The sequence below is a fragment of the Pseudomonas sp. KD5 genome, from assembly GCF_012932895.1.
GTDB lineage: Bacteria > Pseudomonadota > Gammaproteobacteria > Pseudomonadales > Pseudomonadaceae > Aquipseudomonas.
Genome location: NZ_JDWJ01000009.1, coordinates 143,737 through 161,778, shown reverse-complemented (window position 1 = coordinate 161,778; position 18,042 = coordinate 143,737). Strand labels below are relative to the sequence as shown.

Sequence of the window (18,042 nt, the reverse complement as noted above, 5' to 3'; positions counted from 1 at the left end):
GTCCCGTTCACGGTTGATCACACCCCTGGGTGACGAGTTGTGATGAACAGCCGTTGAGGTGAAGCCCATGCATTTGCCGATGATCAAAAAGCAACTCACCCGTTTGCCGACAAAGCCCAATTGGCTGGACAGCGAGCAAGCCCGCGCAGCCTTTTCATGGCAGGCTCAAGCGCTCGAATTGGCCGGGTTGCCAGGGGGCGGCATGAACCTCGCCTATGAGGCGGTGGATCGGCATGCGATGGGAGGGGCGCGTGAACATACTGCGTTGCGCATACTCGATCGCCATGGCGGGCACCGCGACATCAGCTACGGACAACTGAGTACGCTGACCAACCGCTTTGCCAATGTGCTGAAAACGTTGGGCGTGGCCCCCGGCGAACGCTTGTTTGTGCTCTGTGGCCAAGGGCTGGAGCTGTATCTGGGCGTGCTCGGTGGCTTGAAGCTCGGTTGCGTGGTTTCGCCGTTATTCTGCGCGTTCGGCCCCGAGCCCATCGAAACCCGGATGCGTCTTGGTGAAGGCAGCGTGCTGTTGACCAGCGAAACTCTTTATCGACGCAAGATCGCGGCGGTTCGTGAGCATTTGCCGGCACTCAAGCATGTGCTGCTGTATGACGCCGAGGGTGGGAATACGAACGCCGTTGAGGGTACCCTCAGCGTGCATCGATTGCTGGCCGAAGCCGCTGACGATTTTGACATCGCCCGGACAACGGTCGACAGCCCCGCACTTTTACACTTCACCAGCGGCACGACCGGCACCCCCAAAGGCGTGTTGCATGTGCACGGCGCCGCGCTGACGCACAGGGTCACCGCCAAATACGCCCTGGATTTACACCCTGAAGATATTTACTGGTGCAGCGCCGATCCGGGCTGGGTCACGGGGACTTCATACGGGATTTTCGCGCCGCTGCTGATGGGGGTGACCAGCGTGGTCGAGGGCAACGAATTCGATGCCGAACGCTGGTACAGGATTCTCGAAGAGCAACAGGTGACGGTCTGGTACACGGCACCGACGGCCATTCGCCTCTTGATGAAAGCCGGTGACGCCTTGGCGCGCCGCCATCACTTTCCCTGCCTGCGGTTTATTGCCAGTGTCGGCGAGCCGCTCAATGCCGAGGCTGTCTGGTGGGGCAAAGAGGTGTTGGGGCTGCCGATCCACGACAACTGGTGGCAGACCGAAACCGGCGGAATCATGATTGCCAACACGGTCTCGATGGCCATTAAACCGGGCTCCATGGGCAAACCGTTGCCCGGTGTCGAGGCGGCCATCGTCGAGCGCAAGGCGGACGGTTCGCTGGTGTTTCTCGAGGCAAATGAAGTCGGTGAACTGGCTCTGAAACGACCGTGGCCCGCCATGTTCCGTACTTATCTGGGGCAAGAGGAGCGCTATCGACAGAGCTTCGTCGGTGAGTGGTACCTCAGTGGCGATCTGGTGCGTCGCGATGCCGACGGTTATTACTGGTTCGTTAGCCGCGGCGACGATGTCATCAAGTCGGCCGGGCACCTTATCGGCCCGTTCGAGGTAGAAAGCTCACTGATGGAACATCCGGCGGTGGCCGAGGCTGCCGTGATTGGCAAGCCCGATCCTCTGCTGGGTGAAACCGTGAAGGCGTTTGTTTCGCTCAAGAGCGGATTCACCGCCAGCCCGGCCCTGCACGATGAATTGCTGGGCCATGGACGCAAGCGTCTCGGTGCCGTGGTCGCGCCAAAGGAACTGGCATTCATCCAGGCACTGCCGCACACCCGCAGCGGAAAGCTCATGCGACGTCTGCTCAAGGCTCGGGAGCTGGGTTTGCCGGAGGGCGATACTTCCAGCCTGGAGAATCCGTCATGAGTCTTCAATCGTTGCCCAAAGACTTTGCTCTCGATTTGCTGCGGGACATGGTGCGCATCCGTCGCCTTGAGGAGCGCGCCGGCGAGCTGTATGGAGAGGGCAAGATCCGTGGCTTCCTGCACCTGTACATCGGTGAAGAAGCGGTGGCGGTCGGCGCTCTGCATGCGCTGGCAGCCGACGATGCGGTGGTCGCGACGTATCGCGAACATGGCCATGCCCTGATCAAGGGAGTGCCCATGAAGACCATCATGGCCGAGATGTACGGGCGTCAGGAAGGCTGCTCGCGAGGGCGTGGCGGTTCGATGCACTTGTTCGATGCCGGTACACGTTTCTTCGGCGGCAATGCCATCGTCGCCGGCGGCTTGCCACTCACCGTCGGCCTGGCGCTGGCCGAGCGTATGCAGGGTGGATCGCGGCTCTCCGCGTGCTTTTTTGGTGAAGGTGCCATGGCCGAGGGAGCGTTTCACGAGTCGATCAACCTGGCCGCCTTGTGGCAGTTGCCGATGCTGTTTTGTTGCGAGAACAACCTCTATGCCATGGGCACGGCCCTGGAGCGTTCGCAATCGCAAACCGACCTGTGTGCCAAAGCCTCGGCGTACAAGGTCCAGACCCGGTCTGTCGATGGCATGGATGTGGTCGCGGTGTACGAAGCCACCCGTGAGGCGGTTGAACACATCCGGCAAGGGAGCGGGCCTTTTTTCCTGGAGTTTCGTACCTATCGGTTTCGCGCCCACTCGATGTTCGACCCGCAGCTGTATCGCGACAAGGCCGAGGTGGAGCAGTGGAAGACCCGTGGGCCGATTCACACCTACAGTGCCCGGCTCAAGGCCGAAGGCCTGTTGGACGAACCCGGTTTTCTGGCGATTCTGGCCCAGGTGGACGCTGAAGTGGAGGCCGCCATCGCTTATGCCGAAAGCGCCAGCCTGGAACCGCTGGAGGATCTGTCTCGCGATGTCTACACCCCGAGGGCCGCGCCATGAGCACTCGCATGACCTACCGCGATGCGTTGCGCGAGGCCCTGCGTGAAGCGTTGCAACGGGACCCTCGGGTGTTTCTGATGGGCGAAGACGTCGGCCGTTACGGTGGCAGCTATGCCGTCTCTTTGGGGCTGCTTGAAGCATTCGGCCCGGAACGCATTCGAGATGCGCCGTTGTCCGAGTTGGGCTTCGTGGGGGCCGGTATCGGGGCGGCGCTGGGGGGCATGCGGCCGATTGTAGAAATCATGACCGTGAATTTCAGCCTGCTCGCCCTCGATCCTCTGATGAACACGGCTGCTGCCCTGCGGCATATGTCCGGCGGCCAATTCTCGGTTCCCCTGGTGGTGCGCATGGCGACGGGCGCGGGACGTCAGCTTGCGGCGCAACACTCTCACAGCCTCGAAGGCTGGTATGCGCATATCCCAGGGCTGAAAATTCTCGCCCCGGCGACCGTCGAGGATGCACGCGGCATGCTCTGGCCTGCGCTGCTGGATCCGGACCCGGTGCTGATTTTCGAACACGCCCAGCTCTACAACATGGAGGGTGATACCGGCGACTGGAAGGCGCTGGATATCAGTGCCGCCAAGGTCCGCCGAGTCGGCAAGGACCTGACCCTGATTACGTATGGCGGCACCCTCGGCAAAGCCCTGACGGCGGCTGAGCAACTGGCCGGGGAGGGGATTGATTGTGAAGTCATCGACCTGCGGGTTCTGCGCCCTCTGGATGACAGCACAATCATGACGTCGGTTTGCAAAACCCGCCGCGCCCTCGTCGTCGATGAAGGCTGGCGCAGCGGCAGCCTGGCGGCGGAAATCATCACGCGGATCGTCGAACAGGGCTTTTTCGAACTGGATGCACCACCGGCGCGGGTGTGCAGCGCCGAAGTGCCGATGCCTTATCCCCGGCATCTTGAAGAAGCCGCACTGCCTCAAGTGTCGACGATCGTCGCCGCCGCGCATGAGCTGTGCGAGGGGACTGCAACGTGATGACAGGCATTTACCGCGTCCAGGTTTCGGGCCAGGAGGGGCAACCATGATCGAATTCAAATTGCCATCGCTGGGAGCCGATATGGATGAAGGCACGTTGCTGGAATGGAAAGTCCATCCCGGTGATGCGGTCAAGCGTGGTCAGGTGATTGCCGTCGTCGATACGGCCAAGGCTGCTATCGATGTGGAGTGTTGGCACGATGGCACGGTGTTGCAACTGCTGATCGATGTCGGCGCCAAAGTGCCTGTCGGTACCGCCATCGCGCAGTTGCTGGAACCGGGTGAAAGTCCGCAGAGCGTGCGACGGACAGCAACGCCCGCGCCTGTGCCGCGTGAGGTGGAAAACCTTTCTGCGCAGCGGCCGAAGATTTCCCCCGCAGCGCGCAAGCGCGCGGCCGAACTGGGGCTCGATGCCAGTCAGTTGCAGGGCCATGGTCCACACGGCGTGGTGACCCTGGAAGATGTCGAAGCCGCCGCCCGTGTGGCGCCGGAGCCCGACCGTAACCAGGCCATGCGTCGTACGATCGCGGCGGCGATGAGTCGTTCAAAACGCGAGATTCCCCATTACTACCTGAGCGAAACCATCGCCCTGGATAAGGCCATGGCCTGGCTGCAGGCACACAACGCGCAAAGCCCACTGCCGGAGCGTCTGTTACCCGGTGTCTTGTTGCTCAAAGCGGTGGCGTTGGCCTTGCGCGACTATCCACAACTCAACGGTTCCTGGCAGGACAACGGCTTTAAACCGGCGGCCGATACAGACCTTGGCGTGGCAATTACCTTGCGCCAGGGCGGGTTGGTCGCCCCGGTCCTGCGGCATGTGGCCGACACGTCCTTGACCGATTTGATGAGTGAACTGTCCAGCCTGGTGGAGCGCGCCCGCAGCGGTTCTCTGCGCAGCTCCGAACTGGGTGGCGCCGGCATCACGGTCACCCAGCTCGGCGATCAGGGCGTAGACAGCGTACTGGGGGTGATCTACCCGCCCCAGGTTGCCCTGGTCGGTTTCGGCCGTATCGGAGATCGGCCCTGGGTCAAAGATGGCCAGTTGTGTGTGATGCCCACCGTCGTCAGCAGCTTGTCAGCCGATCATCGGGTCAGCGATGGTCACTACGGCGCACGCTTTCTGGGGGAAGTCCGTCGTTTGTTACAAACCCCAGAGAACTTGTGAGGGTGAGCCCATGGACCCGCTATCGGTACGTAATCAGGTGTTGAACGCGTTGAAGAGCATCGCTCCTGAAGTCGACCCCGAGCAATTACCCGCTGACCGCCCGCTACGCGAGGAGGTTGATCTGGACTCCATGGATTGGCTTCGCCTCATCGAGGCCCTGAATCGGAGCCTGGGGGTGGTCATTCCTGAAATCGATTACCAACAGGTGGACACCCTGGACAAGCTCGTCGCCTATTTGATGCAAAAGAAAAAAACCGGCGGACAGGCGCCATCGATAGGTAGTCGATGACGCTGCCGGGCAGGTCAATACAGCAAGTTCTCCTGCCGTAGCCGCGCGAAGCGCGCAAGCGGCACCGTGTCGAGCGCCTGCGCCGCGTCAGGTGTCGCGCCATCGCGAATCGCCTGCCACACGCTTTGCGAGCCGATTGAATCACGGGTCGCCGCCAGGTCGAGTAGGTGGGGATAGAGCGTGTGCAAGGTGGCGAGCAGGGTCAGTCCAAGGCTGGCTACAGGGCGTTGCGCAGGCATTGAAAGGCGGGTGATGCTCACACCATGACAGAGCCGACCGTGCCAGTTTGATTCGGTGGGGACGAAGTCGACCGGCTCGAAATGCGCGCCGACGTCAAACGCATTCAGCGCGGTTGCGAGCCGGGGCGCGTCGATCCACGGCGCGCCGACCCACTCGAACGGGTGCGGTGTGCCGCGCCCCACACTCAGATTCGCGCCTTCGAGCAAACCGACATCCGGGTACAGGTCCAGCTGGGAGAGCGTGCGCAGGTTTGGCGAGAGCGGCACCCATCCCAACCCGGTGTCGGCAAAGGTCATCGTGCGCCGGTATCCCTGCATCGGCACAACGCGCAGATCCGCACTAATGTGCTTGTTGCGATTGAATAGACGCGCCAGCTCGCCGACGGTCATGCCGGGCTGCAGCGGTGCAGGGAAATAGCCGGTAAACGATTCACGGCGACTGTCCATCACCGGGCCGCCGAAACGTTGTGCGCCGAGCGGGTCGGGCCGGTCCAGCACGAACAGCGCAATGCCTTGCGCCGCGGCGGCTTCGAGTGCGTAGCCGAGTGTCGTCTCATAGGTGAAGAAGCGCACGCCGGCGTCCTGAATATCGAAGATCAGCGCATCCAGCCCTTTGAGCGAACCGGCCGGGAAGCGCTGCGTTGCGCCGTAGAGACTGTGCACGGTGAGGCCCGTCGCCGGGTCGCGAGTGTCGCCGACTCGTTCGTCCACGTCGATGTTCAGCCCATGCTCGGGCGAAAACAGCGCCACCAGTCTGACGCCTGGCGCATGGGCGAGGACGTCGACGGTGCGTCGGCCTTTGGCATCGAATCCGCTGCGATTGGTGATCAAGCCCACGCGCAGGCCGGCGAGCGGGGCAAACTGCTGTGCCTCAAGCACATCAATGCCTGTCTGCACCGGGCCCGTCGAGGTGGGCAGGCGATCGGCGGCACGCAGCGCCGGCAACGCTGAGGGCAGCAACCGGCCGATTTGCGCGCTGTTCGCAGGTGCCCCGCGACTGGCCATCAGTGCAAGCAATTGCGCACGAAGCGGGCGAGCGTCACCGCGGTCATCGGGATACACCCGGTTGCTCAGGATGACGATGAATTGGCGGGTCACCAGATCAATCCACAGCCCCGTGCCGGTGTATCCGGTATGGCCGATGACGCCAATCGGCGGCAGACGATCATGGTTCGATACGAACGGTGCGGCCAGTTCCCAGCCGAGGCCGCGCCACGGCACGCTGTCGAGCGGCGAAGCGGCGCTCGTGAGGGCGGCGATGCTCGCTGGCCGCAGAATCTGCCGGCTGCCTGCGCGTCCCTGGTTCAGCACCATCTGCGCGAAACGCGCAAGGTCGTCCGCCGTGGAAAACAGCCCGGCGTTACCGGATACACCGTCCATCCATTGCGCCGTCGGATCGTGTACGCGCCCCCGGAGCGTACCAGCCTTGGTGGCGAGTGTCGGTGCGCTGCGTATCGCTCGCAGGGTATCCGGCAGAAAAACCGTGTCGCGCATGCCCAGCGGCCCGAAGATGTGAGCCTGGCAATAGGCGTCGAGCGAGCTGTGGGTGATGCGTTCGACCAGTTCGCCGAGCACCACGAAATTCAGGTCACTGTAAATGACTTGGGCACCCGGCGCGTTGCGCAGCCGCTGCGCCGCGATGGCGCTCAACACACCTTTGCGGCCCGCACCGGGTGGCCGCCCAGGCAAATCTGGGCGCAGCCCGGACGTGTGTGCAAGCAGTTCACGCACCTTCACCGCCTCTTTGCCGTGCGCCCCAAAGGCCGGCCAATACCGTGCAACGGGGGCGTCCAGGTTGATGCGGCCCGTTTCGGCCAGTTGCAGGATAGCCGTGGTCGTCGCGATGACTTTGGTCAGCGATGCCAGATCGAACTCGGTGTCCAGCGTCATCGGCTCGCGGGGGGGCGTCGTCGTGCGTTGTCCGAAGGCCTGGCGATAGAACACATGCGTGGAATCACCGATCAGGACGACAGCCCCTGGAACGCGTCCGGTGGCGATCTGGCCCTCGACGATTTGTGCGGCTTGCAGGCGCGTCGTCGCATCGAGATCAGCGGCGCATGCAATGTGCGCCGCCATCGCCAGGCCAAGCAGCATCGCCCAGCGCTTCAGCGCTGTGGCAAATCGGCGGCCTCGTAGTGATTGCGTGGGTTCCATAACATCCATCCATCGGTGCCGGCTGCGTCGGCGGCGTGAACCTGAGCACTGATCGCGGCCGCGTCAAACGGGCGACGATCGAAGGCATAGTCACGAAAGGCCTGCAACCAGGGACGAAAGCGCACGCCCGGCAGGTGGGTGCGCTTCATCGCCTCCGCCAGGGTACGCCTGACAATCTGGCCGGGGTCGGCTGTCGGGTTGGTAAAGCCCGGCAGCCCCCATGTGAAACCGGACGGGTACAGCATTGGCGAAATGTAGTCGAGCTCCGCGCCCAGCAGTTCGATTTGCTGGCCGATCGCCGTATCGTCGAGGTTCCAGCAGACGTAGCCGAAGATGTCCGCGGAGACAAATACATTGTAGGGGGCGAGTCGTGCGCGTGCGGCCTGCAGAAAACCGATGATCGCCGCGGTCCGGTTGGCGCGGTTGTTGGGGAGGGCAAAGCGTAGCCCGCTCTTGTCGGGAAAACGCACATAGTCGAACTGGATCTCGTCGAAACCCATCTGCGCGGCCTCCTCGGCGACATCGAGATTGTGCTGCCAGACCTCGTGCGAAAACGGATCCATCCATTGCAGCTTTTCGAGATCCCGCCACGGCTGGCCGTCAGCGGTGTGCACGCTCCACTCTGGATGCGCACTGGCCAATGGATCGTCCTTGAACACCACGATGCGCGCGATCAGGTACGGGTGTTGCGCGCGTAGCTTGGCAAGCAGCGCCGGAAAGTCGCGCATCTGAGGTGCCCGTGTGGTCAAGTGGGCCGTTGCGCCGATCGCCTCGCGCGCCGCACTGCGATAGGGCGTCAGGCCACGGTCACCCTTGACGTCGATCACCAATGCATTGATCTCGGTGTTTTCAGCAAGGCTGACAGCGTTGTTGCGCAGGGTCGAACTGGTCACGCCGAACACCGACAGATAGACCGCTTTGGGGCGGAACGGGGTCAGGGCGAGCGTCACAGGCGTTTCGTCGCTCACTTTGGCCTCGGTGCGCAAATACCCAGGGGCGCGGGCGGCGACACTCTCGACCGCCTCGGCCGTCTCGAACCGCCCGTTTTCGTCGGTACGCATCACGCCGGCCGATGTCGTGACGATTGCGTCGGCGAGCGGGTCCTGCGTACTCGAGTCGAGCACGACACCGGTGACGGCCAGTGCGCTTCGCCCGGTCAGCAGGGCCGTGACGACGAATAGCGCCGGGATCGCATAGCGCCTCAATGCGCGGATAACGGTCATCGCGGGTTCCCCGCGGTCGGCTGAGTGTCCGGTTCACCGAGCAACTGCGCGAACGCGTGTGCGCCGTAGGCATCACTCATCAGAAAGCGCGGCAGGGCGAGCAGTCGTGCGTGCCGGTCGGCCTTGCGCGCGTCTAGTGTGAAGGCCACTGCGTAACCCTCGTCGGAGGCGAGTGCGATCAACTCGTCGTCATAGATACCGAACGGCCACGCGAGCATGTCGACCTGCTGCGCACCGGTTTGCGACTCGATGCGTTGACGTGATTTTTGCAGTTGGGTTCGGACGAATTGCTGGAAATCCGCCGGCGTGCGGTGCCTGCGCTCGACGTTGAAATTGGGATGCCAGTACGTATGCGACTGGATGTCGATGAGCCCGGTCTGCTTCAGGGTTCGCAACTGCTCCCAGGTCAGCGCATAGGACGCGTTGGAGATGGCCGATGGATAGATAAACAGGGTCACCGGAAAGCGTTCGCGCTGGATGATGGGCAGCAGTTTGTCGAAGACCGAACGGTGCCCGTCGTCGACGGTGATCGCCACCGGCTTTGACGCTAATGTCGCGTCGGGATTGCGCAGCCAGTCGACCACCTCGCGCAGCGACACAATGTGATAACCGTGCTCGCGCAGGACGCGCAACTGGGTTTCGAAGGTGCTCATGCGCACGGTCATCGAGTCGTCCGCCGTGTCCGAGAAACGGTGGTAAACGAGGATCGTGACGCGTGGTTCGACGTTCTGTGCGGCGCTCTGTGCGGCGCCACCCGTGCTCCAGGCCAGTGCGCAGACGCTTGTCAGCATGATGCGGATCAGCAGCCGGAACGCGACACTCCCACCGATACACGCCATGATTTTCCCGCACATGTCAGCGCTCCTGCGCGAGCCAGACGCTTGCAGTGTGTATTGAGCGTTCATCGTCTATCTGGTGCAGATCAATTTCGCGCAATGTGGTCCGCTCCGAGGGGGGCGAGTCGTCAGACAAAACGGGAGGCCGGTTGTGCCTTGATTTGATTTAGATCAACAGCAAGCCCTCGTGGGCGGATGACTTTATAAAGGATATGACACTCTTTTGAGGTATGCCCCCCATGAACATCAATAAGGCGATCTTGGGCCGTCGCTCGACACGGGAGTACACGACAGAAGCGGTTGATGAAGACATCATTCGTCGTTTGATCAGTGCCGCTGCGCAGGCGCCCAGCGCGATGAACCAACAACCGTGGACGTTTACCGTCATACGCGACCAGAGCCTGCTGGATCGGGTCTCGCGCGAAGCGAAGGCTCACCTGTTGGCGACGATACCCCCCGAGGCCCAGCCCGAGCACTTCCATACGTTGCTCGATGATGAGAACTATCAAATCTTCTACCACGCGCCGGTACTCATCCTGATTTCGGGAACCGCGCCGGGTCAGTGGGTCGTCGAAGACTGCGCACTGGCTGCCGAGAACCTGATGCTCGCGGCCTACGCTGAAGGGCTGGGTAGTTGCTGGATCGGTTTTGCCCAGGGGTTTCTCGGTACTGCGCAAGGAAAGCATGCACTTGGCCTTCCCACCGAGTGGACGCCAGTGGCACCGATCATCGTGGGTCACCCGAAATCTGCCCCCGCGCCCGTGCCCCGGAATGAACCCGTGATCCGCTGGATTGGGTGACAGCACCGTGGATAACGATTGTTGGCCGCTCCTCTTACGGGGTAGCTCGACCGTTTATCCACTTGCCCGGAGGTCTGCCTGTTTTCTGATGTGGATCAGATACGCCCCCAGGCCGACTCCTATTCTCGAATCAACCCACGGTATCGAGATGAACTGAAATGAACAGATCAAGCCTGATCGGCCAATGCATGTTAATGGCGGCAAGCCTGTTGCTGGTGCCCTCTACCAGCGTCTTCGCCAACCCGCCGACGTCTGCTGCGCAAGGTGGCATGTATCATCGTTTTCAGGATTTCGATTGGGTCAAATACACGCAACAGACCCTGGACGATCTCAAAGGCAAGCTCAATCTCAAGCCGGAACAAATGGCTGCCTGGGATACCTGGGCCACGGGGGTCATGGCGGACGCCAATCAGCATCAGGAAAAGGCCAAGGCCGAACGTGATGAAAGCGTGAGCATGAAGAGGGCGTCGATGAATGAAACGACCCCCGAAAGAATGGCCAGAGAGATAGAGCGTTTGCGCAAGCAAACCAAGTGGATGGAGGCGCATCTGGAGCGCATGGATGCTGCGCTGGTGCGTACCAAAACTTTCTACGAGGTTTTGGATGCTGAGCAGAAAACCATTTTCGATCTGTTCTGGACGGTGGTGCATCACCGGCTCTACGGCAATGACCGTTGGCAGATGCCGATGCACATGTTCAGACCACGAATGATGGAAGGCGACCAGGACGAAAAAAGTAAACAGTAAGCGCTACTCACTGTTCGATTACGCATGTCGCGCCGTCATCGCGCGGCGCCATGCCGCCAGACTTCAATACAGAACTCCTTTTCGTAAGGGGGCACGTTGCATTCGACGATGTCAGTGGCGGCCACTTGCAGATGCACGCCGACGATATCGGCATGGATCGGCTGCTGGCAGACGTGCCGGTCGACCAATACGGCCGTGTAGACCCGACGAGCACCGAGTTGCGCCAGATACGCGCAGGTACGCAGGAGTGAATGGCCTTCGAACAGCACATCGTCGACAACGAGCAGGGTGGTGCTGGCAAGGTCCAGCTCGCCCAGCAGCGGGTTTTCGGTCAGTTCGGTGTGGGCATGCAGCACTTTGAGGTCATCGGCATAGCGCTTGACCTTCAAGGGGTAGAGCGGCAGTTCTGGCTGGCCGGTCTGATGTGACAGATGCTGTTGTAAACGCTGCGCCAGAGGTTCGCCGCGGCGCTGGATGCCAATCAGTGCCACTTGAGTGGATGGCAACAGTGCAGCGGCCTGGCGCGCCATTGCCTGCAGCACCGAATCGAGTTCATCGCTGTCGTACAGGCGCAATCGCGGGCTCGCAAATAAGGTCGGCATGACAGTCTCCCATAGAGCGCCGCTGCGGGGCGGCGCTGTCCACTATTGGCAACGTAATCCATTGGGCCCCAGCCTGATTGATATTGATCAACAACGGCGAAATGAAATGCCCGGGCCCTTGCGCGGACAGGGTTGGCCTTGCGCGCGAGCTTGATAAAAATCAACGACAAGGAGACTCCAGCGGAGGACTTTTAATGAAAACTGATGCTTGATCCCGCAAGGACGTGGAGAGGTCAAGGCTGTGTGATACGAACCGACAGGTGTGATCGCCTGGGGAGGTTTTCAAGTGATTCATGGTCCCTCAACGCAAACCCTCCTGCGTGACCGGGTTGATGCCGGTCGAAGGCTGGTGGAGCCGCTGCTCAAATACGCTCATCGACCCGATGTCATCGTTCTCGCCTTGCCCCGTGGCGGCGTGCCGGTTGCCTATGAAATTGCCACGGCCCTGGAGGTTCGCCTGGACCTGATGCTGGTCCGCAAGCTCGGGGTGCCATTCCATCAGGAGTTCGCCATGGGCGCGATTGCCAGTGGCGGTATCCAGATCGTCAATGACGACACGCTGCGGGCGAACCGTATCGATCAGCGCACGCTCGATAACGTGGTGGCACGGGAAACCCAGGAGCTGTTGCGTCGCGAGCGCTTGTACCGGGGCTCGCGTGCCCCCTTGGCGCTCAAGGATCAGGTGGTGATTCTGGTCGACGATGGCCTGGCGACCGGGGCCTCAATGATGGCAGCGGTCCAGGCGGCGCGCTTGCAAGCACCGTCGCGTATTGTCGTCGCCGTGCCGGTGGCGCCACCGGAGACGGTAGAGGCGCTGTTTAGCGAAGTCGATGAGGTGATCTGCCCGCTCACCCCCGAATGGCTGATGTCGATCGGCAATTGGTATTTGAATTTTTCCCAGACCTCGGACGAAGAAGTCATCGATCTTTTGCATCGGGCCTGGCGCAGAGAATCCGATACGAGTGCTTCCGGTCAGGAGAACTCCGATGTTTGAGCTTCGCTATCGAAAACTGGACCTGGGGAACGTGGAGCTGTCTGCCGACCTGCGTCTGCCGGCGCACGCTGGCGGCCTGGTGGTGTTCGTTCATGGCAGCGGCAGTGGTCGTTCAAGCCCGCGTAATCAACAAGTTGCGCTGTCTCTGGCTCAGCGGGGGTTGGGCACGTTGCTGTTCGATCTGCTCACAGAGCCAGAGCAATACCTGGATAACCAGACCCGGGAATTGCGTTTCAATATTGCGCTGCTGTCCAACCGACTGGTGAAGGTGATCGACTGGATTGGTCGGGACGCCGAACTGCAACCGCTACCGATGGGATTGTTCGGCGCAAGCACCGGTGCTGCGGCGGCACTATTGGCAGCGGCCGAGCGGGCGGACGTGGTGCATGCGGTGGTGAGCCGGGGAGGGCGGACCGACCTCGCCGGAGCGGCGTTGTCCCGCGTGAAGGCGCCGACCTTGCAGATTGTCGGTGAGCTGGATCCGGTGGTGCTCAATCTCAATGTGCAAAGCAGTCGCGCCCTGCAGTGCGAACAGCGGCTGGAAGTGGTGGCGGGCGCGACACATCTTTTTGAGGAAGCAGGAACCCTCGAAGAAGTCGCCAGACTGGCCGGCGACTGGTTCGAGCAGTATTTGTGACGGTAGTCATCCCACGCAGACGACCACCGTCCGATGCCTGTCATATGCCGAATGGAAAGGTTTCGTCTTCCGGTTCCAGCGCCTGGCTTTTTGGCAGGGGCAACGCGGTTACCGGTTGCGTCTGTTCAATCCAGACCATGGCGTCGAATTGTTCGGTCAGCACTGACTCGAAGTAGTGGCTGCTGCGCTCGCTGGCGGGTCGATAAATCACACCGATGGCCCGTTCCAGCAGCGGTTTGGACAGGGCCCGCCGCAGCTCTTTTCGCTGTGGATCCCGCCAGTCGGTCAATGAAGCCGGGACGCCGGCGTCGAGGAACTTGCGCTCCCAACTGTCTGGCCGGGACGGCCGGATGTCCTTGATGAGCATCTCGCAATCCCAGTCGTCAGCCGCGGCCACTTGGCCACGGTCGGTGCTCATGCCGATCAGAACCACATCGCGCCCATAGGCATTGCGGCACAGTTGACCGATATTGAACTGACCTTTCCAACCCATCTCTGTCGCGGCCGCATTGCCGATATGGGAGTTGTGCGCCCACACCACGGCCTTGGCTTGCGGACCGCGGTGTTCGAGCAACGCACGTAACGTGTCGAACATGTGCCTGTCGCGCAGGTTCCAGGAGGCTGTCGAACCTCGATAAATCGCTCGGTAATATTGTTCCGCCGCCTGGATGACCCGGGCGTTCTGGGTCGCATCGAAGAACGCTTCATCATCCTTGATATCCCCGGCCAGTTGCTCGGCCAGCATGGCATTGAGTTGTTCGACCACCGCATGCTCGCAGGGCATTATGCCGTCGCGTTCGACGAAGTGGCCGTACAGCGCAGGATCATCCTGCCACGGGGTCAAACAGCCATAGCGACGCCGTGCTTCGTGTGCCAGTTGCGGGTCGGCACGGTCCAGATAGCTCAGCACCTCATGGATGGAGTTGCGCAAACTGTAAACGTCCAGACCGCGAAACTCGACGCGCTGTTCAGGTGCGTGTTGGTGGTTGTACTGATGCAGCCAATGGGTGAACGCTCTCACATCGGTGTTGCGCCACATCCAGGTCGGGAACCGGCTGAAAATGTGCCGCGTCCAGGCCGAGCGCGCCAACCCTCTGACATAACGGTCTACATGACCCGCGTCCGGCCAGTCTGCCTCAACGGCCACGATATTGAATCCGTGTTGCTCGATCAGCCGTTGGGTAATCGCCGCCCGGGTCCGATAGAAGTCACTGGTGCCATGGCTGGCTTCACCGATCATCACCACGCGCGCATCGGCGAAGCGGTCGAACATTTCGCCAAAGGCCGGTGAATTCAGTTCCGGCAGGGGTTCGGCGTATTGGCGCAAGAGCGGGACGATGGAGGCTTCGTCAATGTGGGTATGCGTGCCATACAGCTGGTTCAGCATGTTTTGGGAAGGTGTGTTCATGAACGTCATCCCCCTAAGGGTGGATTGCCCGACGTGCGATGCGGCGCGGCATCACGTCGACTGTCAGGGCAGGGCTCGCACGGGGTTGTTTTCGATCCATTCGACGTCGCGGGCCTGTACCGCCTCTTCAATCATTCCTACGCCTGAATGCAGTCGAGCATTTGAGTTTTATCAATAGTCGGTGCACAAAATGGCCGATGAATGTCCGGTTGCTGTCTGACCTATATCAATGCCGGGAAGTCTGGATCGGTAATGCTGATTTCATGAAGCGTGTGCGATGGGAGTCATGCCATGAAGCACGCTGTCGCGCCTTTCCAGGCACCTTCGTCGGCCTTGCCGCCCCCGACCAGCGGCAGTCAGGTGGTCGACAACGATCATATCGCTGCGGTTTTTGATGAAATCGCTGATCTGCTGGACATCGAGGACGCCAATCCCTTCCGGATCCGGGCTTACCGCAATGCAGCACGGACCCTGAGGGCGCTGACCTTTGATGTGGCGAAAAACCTCGCTCGTGGCGAGCCGCTACCCAAACTGACCGGGATCGGGGTTGATCTTGCCGGCAAGATCAATGAAATCGTGACCACCGGTGATTGCTCGCTACGTCAACGCTTGCGTTCGACATTGCCACCCGGGCTGGTCGGGCTGCTTTCCATTGCCGGGTTAGGACCCAGGCGCGTCAAAAACCTTTATCACGACCTGGGTATCGAAACTGCGCAGCAACTTCCGGAAGCCTGCGACGCATGCGCGACACCGTCGGCGACATCGATATTCTGGTGGCGGCAGCGCCCTCGGTGGATGTCACCACGCAGTTCATCAGCCATCCGGACATTTTGTCTGGCACCCATAAAAAACCCCTTGTCGGTTTCCCGACAAGGGGCGGGTCTGCCCGGGACTCAGTTGCCTTTGATCTGCACGACCTTGTCAGCCTTCAGGGCTTCAGGCTTTTTCGGCAGCGAGATGCTCAGTACGCCTTTGCTGTAACTGGCTTCGATCTTATCGGCATCCACCTCTTTGGGCAGGTTGAACATCCGTTCGAAGGAGCCATAGCTACGTTCGCTGAGATGGTAGCCTTTCTTTTTTTCTTCCTTCGTTTCTTGCTTTTCCCCTTTGATGATCAGGCTGCCATTGGACAGTTTGATCTCAATGTCCTTCTGATCCATGCCGGGAAGTTCGGCAGTGATTTCGAAGCTTTTATCTTTCTCGACGATGTCTACCGCAGGCATGCTCTGACCGATCAACTCCCGGTCCCACAGGGGGGCGACATCGAACAGTCCACGGTTGAACAGCGACAACCCCGAGCCAAGACTGAAGTCTTCGAACAGATGGTCGACCTGTTGCCGAAGCTTTTCGAAGGGGCGCATCAGTTCAGTTGTCTTTGGGCGCGGAGCGGTTTTCGCTTCGGTATGAACGGGTACTTTCTTCACGGAGTTGCTCATTTTCTTTTCTCCTCTTGGCGAATAAGGTGAGCCGCGAGCATTGGTTTCGGCCCACCACGACAAAACAACAACCCGGCACTCGCCCTTACAAGGCCAGTGCTCCGGACCACAACATCCAGCCGGCGATGGCTGCCGCCACCCAGATAATGATCAACAGTCCCGTCTCGGGGCCGTTGAGCGCTTGTCCCTGACGAGTCTTCAGGGTGCCCAGGTAAATCAACGAGCCGGGGGCGTAGAGCAAAGCGCTGAGCAACATGTATTTAGGCCCAGCGGCATACAGCAACCACAGGCAATACAGCGTGGCGACCGAGGCAATGACCATGTCGCGCAGTTGCAGGCCTCGGTGGCCGGCGTAGGTCTGGCCCTGCCAGGTCAGTTTCAATGCGTACAAACCGCTGAACAGGTACGGCAGCAGAATCATCGAAGTGGCCAGGGAAATCAGGGTCAGGTAAGTGGCGCTCGAGTACAGCGTCAGCAGCAGGAACAGTTGTATGCAGCCGTTGGTGATCCACAGCGCATTGGCGGGCACGCCACGGGTGCTCTCCATGGCGAGCGTACCCGGCATGACCTTTTCCTTGGCCGGGGTGAATATCGATTCGGCTGCCAGCAGCGTCCAGGCGAGCAGGGCGCCACCGACTGAAATGATCAAGCCGATGCTGATCAGCATCGCGCCCCACGGCCCGACAACTGCCTCAAGTACGCCCGCCATCGAAGGGTTTTTCAGGGTCGCCAGCTCCGGTTGTCCGAGAATGCCCAGCGACAACAGGGACACCGCAATCAGCAGCAACAAGGTAATGACGAAACCGATAACGGTGGCACGGCCGACATTGACGCGTTCTGCCGCTCGGGCGGAAAACACGTTGGCACCCTCGATCCCGATGAACACCCAGACGGTCACCAGCATGGTGCTTTTGACCTGATCCAGCGTGCTGCCCAGTGCGGGAGAACCCCAGAAGTCGACCATGAAGGTTTTACGCTGGAAGGCCGCGATCACCAGCCCGATAAACAGCAGCAAGGGCACGACTTTGGCCAGTGTGGTCAGGGCGTTGGCTTTGGCCGCGGTGCGCATGCCCCGCAGGATCATCCAGTGCAATGACCAGAGCACCACGGACGCCCCGACAATCGCCGCTTTGTTGTTGCCTTCGCCAAACAGCGGGAAGAAAAAACTCAGCGCGGAAAACAGAATCACCATGTAACTGACGTTGCCAACCCAGGCGCTGATCCAATAACCCCAGGCGGAGTTGAAGCCGAGGAACTCACCGCCCAACGCCCGGGCGTAGGCAAACACGCCGTTGTCCAGGGTCGGTTGACGGCTGGACAAGGTTTGATACACCAGGGCCAGCGACAGCATGCCGACGCCGGTGATCAGCCAGCCAATCAGGATGGCACCGGCACCCGCACTGGCGGCCATGTTTTGCGGCAGGCTGAAAATGCCGCTGCCGATCATCGAGCCGATCACCAGAGCCGTCAGCAGGCTCAGGGACAGGCGTTTAGGCTCCAGTTGTCGCCAACTGCCGGCCAGGGGTTGGGGGGCAGTCGGCGGGAGAATCGGTTGCGTGCCGTGCAGATGAGTCGCCATGTCAGGCCTCCACGAAACGAAAGAATGAGCGCTGACCGCAGATACGGCGGTTTGAACGCTGACTCTAAATGTCTACGTGAACGGCCCCTGGCTGTTTGATTTAAATCAGAAAGAAAGCACACAGCGATTTTGTCCCGCGG

General features: G+C 60.9%; 17 protein-coding genes. 10 read left to right on the top strand and 7 right to left on the bottom strand.

The genetic code is table 11. The features are described from left to right. Positions 1-67: 67 nt before the first annotated feature. Genes acsA through AF70_RS20430 form a run of 5 tightly spaced genes read left to right on the top strand, consistent with a single transcriptional unit; the run spans position 68 to position 5,248 of the window. Positions 68-1,831, top strand: a complete 1,764-nt coding sequence (gene acsA, locus AF70_RS20450) for an acetate--CoA ligase (protein WP_028939738.1) — start codon at positions 68-70, stop codon at positions 1,829-1,831. Continuing rightward, a complete protein-coding gene (gene pdhA / locus AF70_RS20445) occupies positions 1,828-2,811 on the top strand; it encodes a pyruvate dehydrogenase (acetyl-transferring) E1 component subunit alpha (protein ID WP_028939737.1) in 984 nt (327 codons plus the stop codon). Before acsA ends, pdhA begins: the two co-directional genes overlap by 4 nt. Next, complete coding sequence (locus AF70_RS20440) at positions 2,808-3,794, top strand: alpha-ketoacid dehydrogenase subunit beta (RefSeq protein WP_028939736.1); 987 nt, start codon at positions 2,808-2,810, stop codon at positions 3,792-3,794. Before pdhA ends, AF70_RS20440 begins: the two co-directional genes overlap by 4 nt. A 46-nt stretch (positions 3,795-3,840) precedes the next feature. Next, positions 3,841-4,959, top strand: a complete 1,119-nt coding sequence (locus AF70_RS20435; RefSeq protein ID WP_028939735.1) for a dihydrolipoamide acetyltransferase family protein — start codon at positions 3,841-3,843, stop codon at positions 4,957-4,959. 10 nt (positions 4,960-4,969) lie between these two features. Next, the gene (locus AF70_RS20430) at positions 4,970-5,248 is read left to right on the top strand and encodes an acyl carrier protein (protein WP_028939734.1); all 279 of its coding nucleotides are present in this window, start codon (positions 4,970-4,972) and stop codon (positions 5,246-5,248) included. Positions 5,249-5,262: 14 nt separating this feature from the next. Here AF70_RS20430 and AF70_RS20425 read toward each other — a convergent pair whose 3' ends face one another. From AF70_RS20425 to AF70_RS20415, 3 genes are read right to left on the bottom strand one after another with little or no spacing between them, the layout of a single operon-like run. Continuing rightward, positions 5,263-7,641 carry an exo-beta-N-acetylmuramidase NamZ domain-containing protein gene (locus AF70_RS20425; RefSeq protein WP_231508967.1) on the bottom strand — a complete coding sequence of 793 codons (2,379 nt, stop codon included), beginning with the start codon at positions 7,639-7,641 and terminating at the stop codon, positions 5,263-5,265. After that, positions 7,593-8,864 (bottom strand): putative glycoside hydrolase, encoded by a 1,272-nt coding sequence (locus AF70_RS20420; RefSeq protein WP_028939732.1) that lies wholly within the window; start codon positions 8,862-8,864, stop codon positions 7,593-7,595. Before AF70_RS20420 ends, AF70_RS20425 begins: the two co-directional genes overlap by 49 nt. After that, positions 8,861-9,718, bottom strand: a complete 858-nt coding sequence (locus tag AF70_RS20415; protein WP_028939731.1) for a polysaccharide deacetylase family protein — start codon at positions 9,716-9,718, stop codon at positions 8,861-8,863. The genes AF70_RS20420 and AF70_RS20415 overlap by 4 nt, the downstream gene beginning before the upstream one ends. Before the next feature lie 221 nt (positions 9,719-9,939). Between AF70_RS20415 and AF70_RS20410 the strand changes: the two genes are divergently transcribed. Together AF70_RS20410 and AF70_RS20405 are read left to right on the top strand one after the other, a co-directional pair. Continuing rightward, positions 9,940-10,500, top strand: coding sequence for a nitroreductase (locus tag AF70_RS20410; RefSeq protein WP_028939730.1), 561 nt, complete (start codon positions 9,940-9,942; stop codon positions 10,498-10,500). Between the two features lie 194 nt (positions 10,501-10,694). Next, positions 10,695-11,246, top strand: coding sequence for a Spy/CpxP family protein refolding chaperone (locus tag AF70_RS20405; protein WP_032831006.1), 552 nt, complete (start codon positions 10,695-10,697; stop codon positions 11,244-11,246). A gap of 35 nt (positions 11,247-11,281) precedes the next feature. Here the strand turns inward: AF70_RS20405 and AF70_RS20400 are convergent, their stop codons facing one another. After that, positions 11,282-11,848: a phosphoribosyltransferase family protein gene (locus AF70_RS20400; RefSeq protein ID WP_028939728.1), complete on the bottom strand. Its 567-nt coding sequence runs from the start codon at positions 11,846-11,848 to the stop codon at positions 11,282-11,284. Between the two features lie 289 nt (positions 11,849-12,137). Here AF70_RS20400 and AF70_RS20395 point away from each other — a divergent pair, with 289 nt between their 5' ends. Beyond that, positions 12,138-12,842 carry a phosphoribosyltransferase gene (locus tag AF70_RS20395; protein WP_155954642.1) on the top strand — a complete coding sequence of 235 codons (705 nt, stop codon included), beginning with the start codon at positions 12,138-12,140 and terminating at the stop codon, positions 12,840-12,842. Next, positions 12,835-13,479 (top strand): dienelactone hydrolase family protein, encoded by a 645-nt coding sequence (locus tag AF70_RS20390; protein ID WP_028939726.1) that lies wholly within the window; start codon positions 12,835-12,837, stop codon positions 13,477-13,479. The genes AF70_RS20395 and AF70_RS20390 overlap by 8 nt, the downstream gene beginning before the upstream one ends. 40 nt (positions 13,480-13,519) lie before the next feature. Here AF70_RS20390 and AF70_RS20385 read toward each other — a convergent pair whose 3' ends face one another. Then, positions 13,520-14,887 carry an erythromycin esterase family protein gene (locus AF70_RS20385; RefSeq protein ID WP_026331914.1) on the bottom strand — a complete coding sequence of 456 codons (1,368 nt, stop codon included), beginning with the start codon at positions 14,885-14,887 and terminating at the stop codon, positions 13,520-13,522. 291 nt (positions 14,888-15,178) lie between these two features. Between AF70_RS20385 and AF70_RS20380 the strand changes: the two genes are divergently transcribed. Further along, complete coding sequence (locus AF70_RS20380; protein ID WP_231508966.1) at positions 15,179-15,868, top strand: hypothetical protein; 690 nt, start codon at positions 15,179-15,181, stop codon at positions 15,866-15,868. Here AF70_RS20380 and AF70_RS20375 read toward each other — a convergent pair. Together AF70_RS20375 and arcD are read right to left on the bottom strand one after the other, a co-directional pair. Beyond that, positions 15,781-16,323, bottom strand: a complete 543-nt coding sequence (locus AF70_RS20375; RefSeq protein ID WP_019582052.1) for an Hsp20/alpha crystallin family protein — start codon at positions 16,321-16,323, stop codon at positions 15,781-15,783. The genes AF70_RS20380 and AF70_RS20375 overlap by 88 nt on opposite strands. An 85-nt stretch (positions 16,324-16,408) precedes the next feature. Continuing rightward, on the bottom strand, positions 16,409-17,902 hold the full coding sequence (gene arcD / locus AF70_RS20370) for an arginine-ornithine antiporter (protein WP_028939725.1): 1,494 nt from the start codon (positions 17,900-17,902) through the stop codon (positions 16,409-16,411). Positions 17,903-18,042 lie beyond the last annotated feature (140 nt).

What these genes read in the sequence shown, in the direction of transcription:
- AF70_RS20420 (WP_028939732.1), bottom strand. Translation starts at nt 8,864, where the DNA reads ATGACCGTTATCCGCGCATTGAGGCGCTATGCGATCCCGGCGCTATTC.
- AF70_RS20410 (WP_028939730.1), top strand. Translation starts at nt 9,940, where the DNA reads ATGAACATCAATAAGGCGATCTTGGGCCGTCGCTCGACACGGGAGTAC.
- acsA (WP_028939738.1), top strand. Translation starts at nt 68, where the DNA reads ATGCATTTGCCGATGATCAAAAAGCAACTCACCCGTTTGCCGACAAAG.
- AF70_RS20405 (WP_032831006.1), top strand. Translation starts at nt 10,695, where the DNA reads ATGGCGGCAAGCCTGTTGCTGGTGCCCTCTACCAGCGTCTTCGCCAAC.
- AF70_RS20440 (WP_028939736.1), top strand. Translation starts at nt 2,808, where the DNA reads ATGAGCACTCGCATGACCTACCGCGATGCGTTGCGCGAGGCCCTGCGT.
- AF70_RS20415 (WP_028939731.1), bottom strand. Translation starts at nt 9,718, where the DNA reads ATGTGCGGGAAAATCATGGCGTGTATCGGTGGGAGTGTCGCGTTCCGG.
- arcD (WP_028939725.1), bottom strand. Translation starts at nt 17,902, where the DNA reads ATGGCGACTCATCTGCACGGCACGCAACCGATTCTCCCGCCGACTGCC.
- AF70_RS20380 (WP_231508966.1), top strand. Translation starts at nt 15,179, where the DNA reads ATGAAGCACGCTGTCGCGCCTTTCCAGGCACCTTCGTCGGCCTTGCCG.
- AF70_RS20400 (WP_028939728.1), bottom strand. Translation starts at nt 11,848, where the DNA reads ATGCCGACCTTATTTGCGAGCCCGCGATTGCGCCTGTACGACAGCGAT.
- AF70_RS20390 (WP_028939726.1), top strand. Translation starts at nt 12,835, where the DNA reads ATGTTTGAGCTTCGCTATCGAAAACTGGACCTGGGGAACGTGGAGCTG.
- AF70_RS20425 (WP_231508967.1), bottom strand. Translation starts at nt 7,641, where the DNA reads ATGGAACCCACGCAATCACTACGAGGCCGCCGATTTGCCACAGCGCTG.
- AF70_RS20435 (WP_028939735.1), top strand. Translation starts at nt 3,841, where the DNA reads ATGATCGAATTCAAATTGCCATCGCTGGGAGCCGATATGGATGAAGGC.
- AF70_RS20430 (WP_028939734.1), top strand. Translation starts at nt 4,970, where the DNA reads ATGGACCCGCTATCGGTACGTAATCAGGTGTTGAACGCGTTGAAGAGC.
- AF70_RS20375 (WP_019582052.1), bottom strand. Translation starts at nt 16,323, where the DNA reads ATGAGCAACTCCGTGAAGAAAGTACCCGTTCATACCGAAGCGAAAACC.
- pdhA (WP_028939737.1), top strand. Translation starts at nt 1,828, where the DNA reads ATGAGTCTTCAATCGTTGCCCAAAGACTTTGCTCTCGATTTGCTGCGG.
- AF70_RS20385 (WP_026331914.1), bottom strand. Translation starts at nt 14,887, where the DNA reads ATGAACACACCTTCCCAAAACATGCTGAACCAGCTGTATGGCACGCAT.